This is a genomic window from Betaproteobacteria bacterium (assembly GCA_016720925.1).
In the GTDB taxonomy this organism is placed as follows: Bacteria; Pseudomonadota; Gammaproteobacteria; order Burkholderiales; family Usitatibacteraceae; genus UKL13-2.
This window is the reverse complement of record JADKJR010000013.1, coordinates 69250-83523: the sequence shown is the minus strand read 5'-3', so window position 1 is coordinate 83523 and position 14274 is coordinate 69250. Positions and strand designations below refer to the sequence as shown.

13 protein-coding genes are annotated in these 14274 nt (G+C 59.2%); 6 read left to right on the top strand and 7 right to left on the bottom strand.

The genetic code is table 11. The features are described 5' to 3' along the window. The first annotated feature begins 32 nt into the window (after positions 1–32). The 4 genes from IPP88_16835 to IPP88_16820 all read left to right on the top strand — a co-directional run bounded on the left by IPP88_16835 (position 33) and on the right by IPP88_16820 (position 4839). Positions 33–1322 carry a peptidylprolyl isomerase gene (locus tag IPP88_16835; protein MBL0124311.1) on the top strand — a complete coding sequence of 430 codons (1290 nt, stop codon included), beginning with the start codon at positions 33–35 and terminating at the stop codon, positions 1320–1322. Between the two features lie 319 nt (positions 1323–1641). Then, positions 1642–2913 (top strand): efflux RND transporter periplasmic adaptor subunit, encoded by a 1272-nt coding sequence (locus IPP88_16830; protein ID MBL0124310.1) that lies wholly within the window; start codon positions 1642–1644, stop codon positions 2911–2913. Continuing rightward, positions 2910–4139, top strand: coding sequence for an ABC transporter permease (locus IPP88_16825; GenBank protein MBL0124309.1), 1230 nt, complete (start codon positions 2910–2912; stop codon positions 4137–4139). Before IPP88_16830 ends, IPP88_16825 begins: the two co-directional genes overlap by 4 nt. 1 nt (position 4140) lies before the next feature. Beyond that, positions 4141–4839, top strand: a complete 699-nt coding sequence (locus IPP88_16820; GenBank protein MBL0124308.1) for an ABC transporter ATP-binding protein — start codon at positions 4141–4143, stop codon at positions 4837–4839. Between the two features lie 31 nt (positions 4840–4870). Here IPP88_16820 and IPP88_16815 read toward each other — a convergent pair whose 3' ends face one another. Beyond that, on the bottom strand, positions 4871–5062 hold the full coding sequence (locus IPP88_16815) for a hypothetical protein (protein ID MBL0124307.1): 192 nt from the start codon (positions 5060–5062) through the stop codon (positions 4871–4873). A gap of 21 nt (positions 5063–5083) precedes the next feature. After that, positions 5084–5527 carry a hypothetical protein gene (locus IPP88_16810; protein ID MBL0124306.1) on the bottom strand — a complete coding sequence of 148 codons (444 nt, stop codon included), beginning with the start codon at positions 5525–5527 and terminating at the stop codon, positions 5084–5086. A 222-nt stretch (positions 5528–5749) separates the two neighbouring features. Between IPP88_16810 and IPP88_16805 the strand changes: the two genes are divergently transcribed. Then, positions 5750–6331, top strand: coding sequence for a DUF1801 domain-containing protein (locus IPP88_16805; protein MBL0124305.1), 582 nt, complete (start codon positions 5750–5752; stop codon positions 6329–6331). 104 nt (positions 6332–6435) lie between these two features. On the opposite strand, the gene IPP88_16800 is transcribed toward IPP88_16805, so the two are convergent. The 4 genes from IPP88_16800 to IPP88_16785 all read right to left on the bottom strand — a co-directional run bounded on the left by IPP88_16800 (position 6436) and on the right by IPP88_16785 (position 12685). Then, positions 6436–7044 (bottom strand): ParA family protein, encoded by a 609-nt coding sequence (locus IPP88_16800; protein ID MBL0124304.1) that lies wholly within the window; start codon positions 7042–7044, stop codon positions 6436–6438. A gap of 289 nt (positions 7045–7333) precedes the next feature. Further along, positions 7334–10474, bottom strand: coding sequence for a PAS domain S-box protein (locus tag IPP88_16795; protein ID MBL0124303.1), 3141 nt, complete (start codon positions 10472–10474; stop codon positions 7334–7336). Between the two features lies 1 nt (position 10475). Then, a complete protein-coding gene (locus IPP88_16790) occupies positions 10476–11621 on the bottom strand; it encodes an FIST C-terminal domain-containing protein (protein MBL0124302.1) in 1146 nt (381 codons plus the stop codon). After that, entirely contained in the window at positions 11618–12685 is a 1068-nt protein-coding gene (locus IPP88_16785; protein MBL0124301.1) for a response regulator, read from the bottom strand. Before IPP88_16785 ends, IPP88_16790 begins: the two co-directional genes overlap by 4 nt. Positions 12686–13176: 491 nt before the next feature. On the opposite strand from IPP88_16785, the gene IPP88_16780 reads away from it, so the two are divergent. Further along, positions 13177–13755 carry a hypothetical protein gene (locus IPP88_16780; protein ID MBL0124300.1) on the top strand — a complete coding sequence of 193 codons (579 nt, stop codon included), beginning with the start codon at positions 13177–13179 and terminating at the stop codon, positions 13753–13755. Between the two features lie 80 nt (positions 13756–13835). On the opposite strand, the gene IPP88_16775 is transcribed toward IPP88_16780, so the two are convergent. Then, positions 13836–14258 carry a hypothetical protein gene (locus IPP88_16775; protein ID MBL0124299.1) on the bottom strand — a complete coding sequence of 141 codons (423 nt, stop codon included), beginning with the start codon at positions 14256–14258 and terminating at the stop codon, positions 13836–13838. Between the last annotated feature and the right edge of the window lie 16 nt (positions 14259–14274).

Below are 14274 nucleotides of genomic sequence, written 5' to 3'. Positions count from 1 at the left end.
AGCTCAAACGAAAAACCTTTCGCATTCTGGCAATGATCTTCATCCTTGCCTTGCCGGCCGTCGGCGAAGCCACGACGGTGAGAATGCAGACGTCGCTGGGCGCCATTGATATCCTTTTGTATGACACCGCCGCCCCGCGCACGGTAGCGAACTTCCTGACGTATGTGAACAGCGGTGCATACCGGAACTCCATCATCCATCGCAGCGTGCCCGGTTTCGTCATCCAGGGCGGGGGATTTGTCTGGGATGACGCAAGCGCGACGGTTGTCGGCGTGCGGGAGAACGCACCAGTCGCCAATGAGTTCAGCGCCGGCCGATCCAATGTGCGGGGAACGATCGCGATGGCCAAGCTGGGCAGCGATCCAAACAGCGCAACTTCGCAATGGTTCATCAATCTGGGCGATAACGCCGCGAATCTCGATGCACAGAACGGCGGGTTCACCGTTTTTGGTCAGGTGACACCTGGCAGCATGGCTGTCGCCGATGCGATCGCACTGCTGCCGCTTGCCAATGCCGGCAGCCCGTTCGACTCCATGCCGATTGTCGGCACAGTCACAAACAACACGATCGAAAAGAAGAATCTCGTCTTTGTCAGCACCGCAACGGCAGTGCCCAATAGCTACCAAGGCCTGTGGTGGAACGCCAACGAATCCGGCTGGGGGATGAGTGTCACACAGCATGGCAATATCATTTTCGCGGCCCTATACACCTACGATGCCGCCGGCCAGCCTACCTGGTACGTGATTCCCAATTGTCCGGTCACCAACGGCACTTGCAGCGGCGCCATCTACCAGGTGACCGGAGGCACCTCGCCCGCAGTGGCATGGAGCGCCGCAGGCAAGGCGGTGGCGCAGGTGGGAACGGGTACATTGACGTTTGCCAGCGCCACCGCGGGTAACTTCAATTTCACCATCAACAATGTCGCCGGATCGAAGTCCATCACCTTGCAGCCGCTGGCAACCGGCACAACCGCGCCGGCCATCGACTACACCGACCTGTGGTGGAATCCGGGCGAAGACGGCTGGGGCATATCGCTGACCCAGCAGTACGGCATCATCTTCGCCGCCTGGTATGTCTACGACGCGACCGGCAAGCCGGTCTGGTACGTCGTACCGAATTGCCCGGTCTCGGGCGCCGGTTGCTCGGGTGCCTTGTACCAGGTGACCGGAGGAGAACCCCTTACTGCCATTTGGAATGGCACCAATGCGGCGAGCTCGGTGGGTTCAATCACCTTCGCCTTCAGCGGCGCGAGCGCCGGCACCATGAATTACACGCTCAATGGCGTGACTTCAAGCCGGGCAATTGTTCGTCAGGCGTTCTAGCCCGTCCGTCAAGTCCCGGCAACTGTCCGGTCTGTGCATCCGTCATGCCCGCTGGTAGGCGCGCGGCAATCGCGATCATTGCAAGTTTGATTTGGCGTTTGCTGTTCTGATGCGCACAAGATAAGTTTTGGTCGATTGCCGGTCATTTTGATGCGCATCAAACTCGCCCACTTCGCGTGGCCGTACTATTTCATTCAGGGGCCAATAATTTTGGCTGATGCGCTTTCCGCACATCGGCGGATTGCGCATTCCGCGAGTTTTCCGGAATTGTCCCAGTGGAACGTGAATGGGTCATCGGACAAAGAAGGAGTAGTACACGATGAACTCCAATGAATTCCGGTTGAAGCTTGTCCAATGGCGCTGGCCGGCGCTTGGCGCGATAGTGTTGCTGGCAGCAGCAGGCTATTGGCTGATACCGAAAATACTGGGTCCCAGCCTGCCGGCATTTCCGGTACTGCGCAGCGAACTCACTCAAACGGTGGTTGCAAGTGGTCACGTGGAGAGCCCATCACGGATCGACATCGGTAGCCAGATCACCGGTGAGGTGACTGGCGTACCGGTGGCCGAAGGCCAAGTGGTGAGGGCCGGCCAATCGCTGATCCTGCTTGAAAACAGTGACGAAGCCGCAGCGGTTGATCAGGCGAAGGCCGCCGTCAATCAGGCCGCCGCCCGCCTGCGGCAGATACGCGAACTGACCACGCCGATTGCCGAACAGACGCTCGCACAGGCAAAGGCGACGCTCGCCAATACGCAGAAACAATATGAGCGGACCAAAGACCTGGCGGGGAAAGGCTTCATCGGAAAATCGCAACTCGACGATGCAGAACGTAATTTGCAGGTCGCACAAAGCCAGGTGGAAACCGCGCAACTTCAGGTGAAGTCGAATCGACCTGCCGGCACCGATTACGCGATTGCCCAGACAAACCTGCAGCAGGCACGCGCGACGCTTGCCGCTGCGCAGGCGAAGCTCGGTCACACGCTCATCAAGGCTCCTATCGGCGGAACGCTTATTTCGCGCAATGTTGAGCGAGGCGATGTTGTCCAGCCCGGCAAAGTTCTAATGGTACTGTCCCCGGCCGGACCGACACAGCTGATCGTACAAATCGACGAAAAGAACCTGCGTTACCTGTCGCTCGGGCAGCGTGCAATTGGCTCGGCCGATGCCTATCCGGGCAAACGTTTTCCGGTCGAACTCGTCTACATCAATCCCGGTGTCGATGCGACGCGCGGTTCGGTGGCGGTAAAACTCAACGTGCCTGCGCCGCCGGACTACCTGCGGCAGGATATGACGGTGTCGGTCGATATCGAAGTCGCGCGAATTGCCAATGCACTGTCTCTGGCGCCGGAGGCGATTCGTGATGCCGCCGGCGTGGCGCCATGGGTGATGCTGGTTGCAGACGGACGCGCGCTGAAACGGCGGATAACGCTTGGTGTGCGAGGAGACAAACGAGTTGAAATCCTTGAGGGGCTTGTCGATGGCGATCTGGTGTTGCGGGCGACTGGCAACACGATTACCGAAGGCGCACGCGTGCGACCGATTACCGTGCCATCTCACATGCCTTCTTCATCTCCACCAGCCGCGGCCAAATGAATGCTTTGTTGCCCTTCGAGTGGATTGCGGCGCTTCGCTTTCTGCGAGAGGGCCGCATGCAATCGCTGTTCATTATTTCCGGTGTGGCTATTGGTGTCGGCGTGATTGTCTTCATGTCGGCGCTGCTGGCAGGCATGCAGGCCAATATGTTCAAACGGGTATTGAGCTCACAGCCGCACATCACCCTGGAGCGGCCGAAACAGATTGCCACTCCGCAGCGCACGGCCGGGCCTGGGGAAACACTGATTGCCACCGTTCAAAAACCTTCACAGCGCATGAGTTCGCTGGACCAGTGGCAAAAATTGCGCGACCAGATGCAGCAACGGTCAGACATCGTGGCGGTCTCGCCAACTGCCGCCGGCCCGGCGTTTGTGGTGCGCGGCGACGCCACCCAATCAATTTCGGTCATCGGCATTGACCCCGAGCAGTACACGCGCATAGTGCCGCTGCCGGAGAAGATCGTCGCCGGCACTTTTCGCATGACCAACAGCGACATTATTGTCGGCGTCCAGTTTGCAGAGGACATGGGCGTGCAACTGGGCGACAAACTGCGGGTGGCCACCGCCAATGGAGCAAACCTCACGCTCAACATCGTCGGCATCTTCGATCTTGGCAGCCGCGGCGCCAACCTGCGCAACGCGTACGTGTTGCTTGCCACCGCCCAGAACCTGCTCAACCTGGTCGGTGGGGTTTCCAGTATCGACATGACGGTGGCTGATCCGTATGCGGCAGAGACCATCGCGCAGTCCATCGCCGCCCAGACCGGGTTGCAGGCGATCTCATGGATCGTCGCCAATAATCAGTTTTTTCTCGGGATGAAAGCGCAGACTTTCTCCAGCATGATGATCCGGCTGTTTGTCGGTCTGTCGGTCGCCGCTGGCATCGCCAGCGTGCTGGTGGTGTCCGTGGTCCAGCGACAGAAGGATATCGGCATCCTGCGCGCGATGGGCGGGTCGCGCGGTCAGATCATGCGCGTTTTCCTGATACAGGGCGCGGTCGTGGGCTGCCTGGGTTCGCTGCTCGGCTCCGCTCTGGGTGCGGGGCTGCTGGCGGCGTGGCAGAGCGTGGCAAAAAATCCGGACGGGACAACGATGTTTACAGTCGACATTGATCCGATGTTGTTCGTCTGGGCGGCAGTCATTGCGACGTTTACGGGATTGCTCGCCGCAGCAACCCCGGCGGTTCGCGCGTCGCGGCTCGACCCTGTGGTGGCAATGCGTGGCTGATCTGGTCTCTTCGGCAGTCCTGCAACTTCTGGACATCCGGAAATCCTACAACGTCGGCACGCCGGCAGAAACCGAAGTGCTGCACGGTGTCAACCTGGAACTTCGCCCGGGTGAATTTGTGGCCCTGATCGGGCCATCGGGATCCGGGAAAAGTACGCTGCTCAACATCATGGGCCTGCTGGATCGTCCGTCGAGTGGACAGCTATTTATTGCGGGACAGGAAACCAGCACGCTCGATGAAAAGAAGCTCACCGAATTGCGTGGCCACGCGATCGGTTTCGTATTCCAGTCACACTTTTTGCTGTCGGCGTTCACGGCGTTGGAAAACGTCATGATGCCGTTCCTGATGCGGCGCGGCCGGCCGGACCGGGCGATGCGCGAACAGGCACTTAGCCTGCTCGCGCAGGTAGGCCTGGAGCAGTGGAAGGACAATCCCGTCAACAATCTCTCAGGTGGCCAGCAGCAGCGGGTGGCCATTGCGCGCGCACTGGCGCTGGAGCCGCCGCTGATCCTGGCGGATGAGCCGACCGGCAATCTCGATACCAAATCCGCGGACGCGGTTTTTGAGCTGATGCGCAAGGTCAATACCGATACCGGCGCCACTTTCCTGATGGTGACGCACAACCTGAGCATGGCGCAGCGCTGCGATCGAATTATTGAACTGGTCGATGGCCGTGTCGTGGGAGCGGGGTCGAGTTGAGCCAGCCAAGTGTGCAGAGGTGCGGAAGATCTCAGGTTTTGCCGCGCAACATCCTTGCCGGCAGCAGGACAATTGAGCGCAGCAACTCAAACACGCCCTCCACCGCGATTCCCACCAACCGGAACGGCAACGCGATCAGCCAGATGAGCGGATAGAGCACCAGCGCCAGCAGTGCCAGCGGCCAGCAGAGGATGAACAGCAGCAGCCAAAGCAGCAATTTCATGGTTGTACCTTTAGCCAGTGATTAGTCGCAGTACAAATACGCGGACCGATGTTCATACGCCGACGCCGTCTTGGCGACCGATCCGCACATATACGTGATCTCCACACCCTTGCGCTTGCCGGGCGCCGGGTCGCCGCACATTTGGTTGGTGATGTCCACCGAGACGCTGCGTTGTCCATTGGCCCTCCGGCGAACATAGTGCGTGGCATCGCAACGGTCGCGCGAGCCATCCGGGCCATAGGTGGCGACTTGCACGGCGATCGGAAAACCCTTCGATTGGACCGCCGGCGCGCTGCCTTGCTCGCCGGTCGCTTTACGATAGCCCGCGTCGAAGCCTTCCTTGTAGCCTTGGGCGTAGCCATCCCTGAAATCGGACGTGCCTTGGGCAGATGCGCCCGTGCAAACCAGCAGCACGGGAACAAGAGAAAGTGCACACACCGTTTTCATGAAGTTGCAGTACGTCATTCGTGTCGTTCCTTTCCTGATCGATGAACAATTATGATACTGCCAATACCGCGGTGACGGCGTGCCGCAAACCCGCAGGCATTTGCGCCGCCCAATTCTTCACCCTGGGCAGGCTGTACGCGGAACCCCGCCAGCAGTGGCGCGCATTTCCCGCTTGTTGCGCGGACAGGCGCCAGGCAGTGCGCTTGCGAAAAATTGTCTTGATGGATGTGGGAGAGCGCCATGCAATCCAAAACTACTACCGTTTCAGCGTACCTCGAATCCCTTCCCGAAGACCGCCGCAAAACGGTCGAAGCCGTGCGCAAGGTCATCCGCGCCAATCTCGATGCGGGATACGAAGAGGGTATGCAGTACGGCATGATCGGCTACTACGTGCCGCACAAGCTATTTCCCGCTGGATATCATTGCGACCCGAAACAGCCGTTGCCGTTTGCGGCGCTCGCTTCGCAGAAAAACTATTTTTCCCTTTACATGATGGGTGTGTATTGCGGTTGTGGCGAAGGGCCTGGCGCCAGCGAGACCCCGCATGCACGCTGGTTTCGTGACGCCTGGGCCAAGACGGGCAAGAAACTCGATATGGGCAAGGCCTGTGTGCGATTCAAGAAAGTGGAGGAATTGGCGCTCGACGTCATCGGTGAAGCGTTCAAGCGCGTGCCGGCGAAGGTGTATATCGAGCGATATCAGCAGGTGCTGGCCGCAACGGGAAGGGGTGCCGCCGCCAAGGCCAAGAAGTCTTCCAAGGCCGCGAAATCCTCCCAGGCCACCGAGACCACCAAAGCCACAAAGGCTCGAAATGCGAAATGAGGCGTGAAGCACTCGCGGGCGGTATGCGTGGCGCGCTTCAGCGGACACTTTATCCTGCGCAGGCCTCCGTCGATTGGCCGCGCTTTGGCCCCACTTTGTCCCGTTCAGGCCCGAAGCCAATGCGCGATCGGCTGCCACTGCGCCACATCCTGTGCAACGGTCGAGGGCGCCATGTCAAAAATGGATTTGCCCTCAAACGCGGCGGTGACGTAGTTCTGCGTATCGCGCAGATGCGTCAGGACCGGCAGATCGATGGGTGCCAGGAACTCGTCGAGTTTTTCCGCCGCGCGGGTGCGGGCGTCAACACGCATGCCAATGATCGCGACAAAGGCCTTGCCCTTTCGGATGGCTTTTTCCTCGAGCAGTTCGTCGAGGAAAGTTCGCGTTGCCGCGAAATCAAAACTCGACGGCACAATCGGCACGATCACCTGTTCGACCTGTCTGACCAAATCCGCCAGCTTTTCGCCGTGTAATCCTGCCGGCGAATCAAGTACCAGCACGCCGTCACCTGGCTTGTGTTTCGCGCTGTCCAGGCGATGGATCGCGGGCAAATGCGCGGGACGCATTGACAGCCAATGCAGCGCGGACTTCTGCCGGTCAAGGTCCCACAGGAAAACAGACTCGCCGCGCGAGGCGAGATAGCCGGCAAGGTTGGTGGTCAGCGTGGTTTTACCCGCGCCACCTTTGGGGTTGGCGATCAGGATGGTTTTCATGGCGAGGCACTGGGACGCGAAATGTCGATGGACATCACGCTATCAGATATGTGCGCAAGGCGCATCAACTGTCACGGCGCATGTTGCCGCGGCGCAGGGTTGCGCGAGAAGGTCAAATGCGCAGAACGCCATTTGGTGCGGCGTTTGGGGCAAAAATGGCTGAAAAGCCGCGCCAGTGCTAGTGATTTGTGCATCATGACGATTGCACGGGCTCAACGTCCAATTGTCCTCGGCGGAGTTTGCCGTGAGCTGTGCAAAAAACGCAAAGCCGCCCTCTCAGCGGGGTCAACTAGGCCGCTACGGCTGACCACTCCTCAAGCGCTTGCGCGAATGGGGGAAAAAGCTGATCAAGTTCCGCGAGTTCGTCATCCATGCCGTCGCTTTCCCCCGCGGCAACGGCGTGTTCAATGCGCTGGCAGGTGGCGATCAGTGGTTGGGCGTTGAAGTTCGCAAACAGACCGCCAAGTGAATGTGCAAGCCGGTGAAGCTTGGCCAGGTCTTGCGCGTTCCATGCTGCATGCATGTCCCGCAATTGCCTGGGCGCCTGTTCGAGAAAGTGAGTCGCGATCAGGCCGACGACTTCGGCGTCCGCGGACCGCAACGCGCGCTCATAATCAAAGCTGTCCAATGCAGCGCTGGAGGAGAATGCCGCCGCATTGTCGTGGCTCGCGCACAAACAGGAGATGCTTTCGCTGCCGGCCGTCGCCGAGGGACAATGCCGCGATAGCACGTCGAACAGCACCTCGCTCTTGAATGGCTTGGAAATATAGTCGTCCATGCCGGCCTCGATACACTCCTCGCGATCCTCCTCGCGCGCATTCGCGGTCATGGCGATGATCGGGGTGCGCGGTGCGTTCGTCTCCATTTCGCGGCGGCGAATATGGTTCGCGGAAGTAATGCCATCCATGACCGGCATCTGCATATCCATCAGGATGACGTCGAATTTTCTGCCAGCATGGCATTCGAGCGCGACCATGCCATCCTTGGCCACGGTCACCTGATGGCCGCGCTTGACAAGGATCGTCTTTGCCAGCATCTGGTTGATTGCGTTGTCTTCGACCAGCAGTACATTAAGAACCGATGACGGTACGCTGTTGGGAGCAGTGACGGAAATTGCGGGCGGCTTCGCATCCGCCGGTGGCGCGCGGCGGGCCTCGAGCGGGAGTGTCAGCTCGACCGAAAACGTTGCGCCATTGCCCGGCTCACTTTGCACGCCGATGCAGCCACCCATGATTTCAACCAGCTGGCGCGTGATCGACAAGCCGAGTCCTGTGCCGCCATATTTGCGCGTGGTTGAAGCATCCGCCTGCGAGAAGGCCTCAAAAATAGCAGCCTGTTTTTCCGGCGCGATGCCGATGCCGGTATCTGCGACACTTATGCGGATAAGCGCCTCGTGTTCATCGCTGTCCACGGTGTCGGCACGAACCAGGACCTTGCCCTGTTTCGTGAACTTGATTGAATTGCCCACAAGGTTGATCAGCACTTGCGCAATCCGTCCGGGATCGCCGATCGGTCTGGTGGCGAGTGCCACGTTGTTTTCAACGATGAACGCCAGGCCGTTCTGGTGCGCGCGCAGCGCCAGTGGCCGCAGCGCGTCCGAAACAACGCGTCCAAAATCAAAGGGAATCGATTCAATGCTGAGTTTGCCGGCTTCGATTTTGGAAAAATCGAGAATGTCGTTGATGATGGTGAGAAGCCCGCCCGCCGACGCCTTGACCACTTCCAGTTGTTCCCGCTGCACCGGATCAAGTTGCGTTTCCAGCACCAGGTCGGTCATGCCGATAATGCCGTTCATCGGCGTGCGAATTTCGTGGCTCATGTTGGCGAGGAAATCACTCTTGGCGGAGTTGGCCGATTCCGCCACTTCTTTCGCGTGCAGCATCGCTCGTTCGGCCGCTTTGCGATCCGACATGTCGACGATGGTGCCGACCAGCCCGGTGACGTTGCCTTCCTTGTCGCAAAGCGTCGCCTTGCTTACCAGCGCATCAATGACGCGCCCGTGACCGACGCGCTGCCGCACCTCGTAGGTGCGAGAGCCCGGATGGTTGATCAGTGCTTCGTCAATTTCGCGATGCGTGCGGGCCGCGACGTCATTGAGCATGTCGTAGGCGGTCTTGCCAAAGAGCCGGTCTGGCGTACTGTCGAGCAAGTCACAATACGCCTTGTTGAAACGCAGGTAGCGGCCATCAACGCCCTTCATCACGACCGGCACCGGAATGGACTCGAACAGGGCGTCGACCAGTTGCAGTTGCTCGCGCAGCAACTCGGTGGCCTGCCGCCGCTCGGTCATGTCATTGAGCGTCCCGGCAAGGCCAGTCACGTTGTCGGACTCATCGGTCTCGATCCGTGCGTCAACTTCCAGATAGCGCGTGGTTCCATCCCGATGGATGTAGCGAACTTCGCAGTGATTGATGCATTTGTCGCCTGATGCATGCTCATGGATCAGCATCAGCAACGTGTGGCGGTCCTCGGCGGGGATAAATTCCGGGAAGCGCTGGCCAATGGTGTGCTCCACGGCGAGGCCGGTAATCTGCGTCCACGCCGGGTTGAGGAATGTGAAGCGAAGACCGGCATCCATGCGGAAGATGACTTCGCGCACACTGTCGACCACCGACCGGTATTGCGCTTCGCTCGACGCAATTTTTTCCGCCAGCAGCTTGCGTTCCGTGATCTCGGTACGGATCGCCACAAACTCCTCCGGCTTGCCGTCCTGGTCCTTGAGCGGCACGATTGTCGCATCAACCCAGTAGCACTCGCCATTGCGTTTCATGTTGCGAATTTCGCCATGCCAGACATTGCCGGCCGAGATGGTCTCCCAGAGTTCCCTGAAAAACGCATCGGAATGAAAATCCGACTTGCCCATCCGGTGATTCTGGCCGATCAGCTCCTCGCGCGAGTAGCCGCTGATTTCGCAGAACTTGTCGTTGACGTAACGGATGACCCCCGCCGTATCGGTCACGCTGACGATGGCGTGCTGATCGATGGCAAAGCGATGATTGATCAGCTCGATATGATTTTTCTCCTGCTGCTTGATCAGTGCCCTGAGCAGCGCCGACATGCCTTCCAGATCGCCCTGGTCGGGAATCGTCACCACCTCCTTGCTATGCGCCATCAATGCCGAGGCGGCATCGACAAGCGACTCGAGAATGCGATCGCGGCTCGCCAGATCCTGGCGCATGCGCTGATTGACGCCGCTGAGTTCGCCGGAACTGATCTCCAGGCTGCGCGTGCGCAGATCGAGGTCGCGGTCGTACTGCTCGTAGGTGCTGTCGATTCGATCGATGAAGTCGCCCAGCCCGGACAGGAATGGAACCAGTGCGGAGTCGGCTGGCAGGTTGGCGCTGGCGATTGCGTTGGTCAGGCTCGCTCGCGCGTCTTCGGTACCGATACCGGTACAGCGCTTAAGTTGCCGGGCGAGGGTGCGGTGCATGTCAGGTTTCCGCCATCCAGCTGATTGTCATGGTCTGGTTATGCAAGCGGCATCCGCCATGCATCTCGGTGCTGGAGATCTCGCCATTGGAGTAGAAGCCGGTGAGTGCTGTCCCGACGGGCAATTGGTCCGCCACGACTTCAACTTCTTCTTCGACGCGGTCGCCCATGATGATCTTTCGGCCCACGCAACTGACCAGGATCGCCAGCGACCCATCGCCCTTCAGCAGGCCATTTTCCCCCGCCATCTGCGCGGCTGTTTCCGCACCGTCAATCAATTTGTCGGTGCTGGCATGCATCAGTTTCAGATATCCATCGGGGTTGATGTCGCCGGCCAGCGTCAGCGATCCCGCGGCCTCATCGATGCCGAGGATGGTGCGATAGACGCCGAGCGTTTCCTGCGTTTCACTCAGCATCTCGAATGGAAACAACAGGCCGGATGCGGGAAGTTTCTCGGCATACTCACCGAGGTAGCGCTTGTAGACATCCAGTGCGCGCTCGCCATCGAGCTCAAACAGCACATTCTCATCGCAGCGCGTGACTTTCCTCGCCGGGCCGAACGGTACCCAGCCCGCGAATGACCCGCAAGCGAAATGCAGGTCGCGGCCATAGAGTCCGACCGCCACCACGTGATCATCCGTGGCACCCGATGGTCCCAGCGTCCAGGTGCGAACAAATTTTCCGCCATCACCCGCGAGCCCGCCGGAGATTTTCACCTCGCCTGGAAGTATCGATTGCAGCCCGGCAACCAACGCGCTGCCATTGATCGCCACACCGGTGCCAAAGAGCAGAACCGCGGTGAGATTTTCAGCCGGCAGCGCTTGCGCCAGCCGCGCGCCAACCGCAAACGATTCCGGCATCGACGCAATGCGAATGGATTTGACGTCAACCATGGTTCGATCAAACTCGATCGCCGTGACACTGGCAGTGCTGTCGTAAACACGATTGCCGTGTATTTCGCCCGCCGTCGAGCAACCAGCGAACGTCGCGTGTGGAAATCGCCGGCGCAGTGCGCCAACCAGCGCCGGATTCGAGAAGAACCCAACGCCGCCAAATACCAGCACCAATCCGGGACTCAAGACCGAAAGGCTTTGCAGATCCGCGTCAAGGTTGAGCGTGTCTTTCAGCAAGACCTGTTGGGTTTTCATAGCATGTTCTCCAATTGCTCGGACTCATGCGTTTCATCAGGGTATTGCCGCCGGATGTCGAGGATTTCGCTCCAGGCACCAAAAAACGCAATCACGCACAGCGAGCAGAAGTGACCGCCGCTTTGCTCCAGGATGAATTTTCGGGCGGCTTCAACTGTCCACGCCTTTTTGTATGGACGTGTCGAGGTCAAGGCGTCAAAAACATCGGCGACGGCAACTATGCGCCCGGAAAGGGGAATTTTCTCGCCGGCGATTCCGCGCGGGTAACCGGACCCGTCGAATTTTTCGTGGTGGGATCCGGCGATTTCCGCCGCCAATTGCACCAGTGGGGATTCGCTGCCAGCCAGCAGGCGTTCGCCGATTTCCGCGTGCCGCCGCATGATGGTGAGCTCGCCGTCATCAAGGCGTCCGGGCTTTAACAGGATGTGATCGGGAATGCCGATTTTGCCGACATCGTGAAGTGGTGACGCGAGCAGCATCATCTCCTGAAATTCCGCCGGAAGCATCAATTCCTTTGCAATCAGCGCGGAGTATTTCGACATGCGCGAAACGTGCGATCCCGTTTCCGAATCACGGTATTCGACCGCCTTTGAAAGACGCAGGATCAGGTCGCGTTCGCTCTGAATGATTTTCTCCACCGCGCATTCAACTTCGGTCTGCAGCAGCGTCGCGCGATCCCGGAGCATTTTTTGCGAGCGCCGCAGGGCCAGAAGATTGCGCACGCGGGTGCGAAACTCAATGGTGTCCACCGGCTTGGCGAGAAATTCCGTGGCGCCGACGGTCAGCGCTTCGCGCCGTATCGCCTTTTCATTTTCGGTTGTGACCATGATGATCGGAATATCGGTGCGACCCGGCATGGCGGTAAATCGGCGGATGAATTCGAGGCCGTCCATGTTCGGCATCATGTAATCAACCAGCACCAGGTCGGGCATGTTGCAGGTGCACCAGCCGATTGCCTCCAGCGGATCTTCAAAGGTGACCGGACGCGAGCCAGCGACCGTCTGCGCCAGCGCGGACAGCAACAGGACGTTCGTCGCGTTGTCATCGATGATTAGGACGGTCATGGGTTCAGTGTGCATTGGCGTGCCTGCGATGGTTGATGGGGACGTGTGCTTCCATGCCGGAATGGATCCGCTCACCGGCGGCGTTTTTGCGCCGGCGGACGATGAAGGCGCCCTACCATGCTTTCGGCAGCGCGCAGCTTTTCTTGATGGCGGCAGATCGTCCCGCGCGGTGAATTCGCGTAACTTCCGCTGAAATTGCCCATTGCGATGGGCAATTTCAGGTTTTTATTTGCGCAACCCTGCTTATTCCTGAAAATGTGCCGAATACGTATATGCACGCGAGCGCATGTGCAGGCAAGCGCGCGCTTGCCGGTTTCCGTTCACTTCTTCGTGATGTCATGTTGTTTGTCCCCAGCGAGCCTGAATCTCGAGGTGTCGTGCGCGCACAGCCGGGTGCTCATCGCGGGTATGTATCGCGGGCACAAGTACATTGACCCGCCTTGGCCGCGGAAACACAATGGCCATTCATGATCGTGCGATCAGAGGGCTTCATGGACACCGGCGACATCTTTGAAAAGAAAGCGAAGGGCACCGAAGAAATCGAGAAGCGCGCCTTTCACATCGATTTTCGACATCGCATCGCACTCATTCAGGTCGACGGCAAGCAGACAGTGGAGGTGTTGCTGTCCAAGATCCCGGGCGATGGATTTGCGTCGATAGAGAAATTGTGGCGCGATGGTTTTATTTCCCCCGTGGGAGGGCAGGCGGCTGCCGCTGGCGCATTACCGGGCGCTGCCAATATCGCCGCTAGCGTTTCGGCGACCTTCAATCTGGCCGATGCCAAGGGTCCCCGAGAAGATCGAGTCTCTTTGCTCGGGCCGGAAGGCGATGGTCTCGCCGTCGCCATTGAGCGTCAAGACAGTCGCGGAATTTGTCAGCCATGCCGAGCGCGTGCGCAACATCATTGGGCAGTTGCGTGGCGCGGCGCGCGCAAAAGAATTCTGGGCCGCGACGAGCCTCGGACTTTCTGGCGGCCTGCGCAATGTCGATTGAATAAAACACAAAGACTGGCGCGGCTTTCCGGCCTAAAATGCCCGGAAAGCCCCGCCAGATCTAGGGTTTTATGTTGATTGCCGGAATCGCTATCAGTCAATCGCAATCGATGGCAGGTTCCTGACCTGCCTCACGATTCAAATGCAACCACCGGCATTCAGTACGACAGCGCTTTCACATTCGGCTTCAGCAGGTGCGCAGCCACGTCGCCAGGTTTTGCAACGCTGATGCCTTCCATCAGGTCGGCGGGTTTCCAGTCGCTGTTAGGCAGGAACAAGGCGCAGACTTCGACCTTGGCGCCGGCTTTCAACAGGCCTTGCAGCATGTCCTTGGGGGTCACGTTGCGTGGCTTGAGGAGCGTGGATTCCTTGTTCTTGACCGCCAGTTGGCCGCCCTCGCTGCATAGCAGCACGCGCACGCCGGCTTTCTGTTCGACGGCTTGCGTCGCCAGTACTAACGCCATGCCCTGCGTTTGCGGGTTGCCGGAGTTGAGTGTGACGAAAAGTTCCGTCGCGGTTTCCGCGTGAAGGGGCAATGCGCACGAGAGGCCCAGCGCGAGGACGATAGACAGCTTTTTCATTGTTTTTGAACTCCGG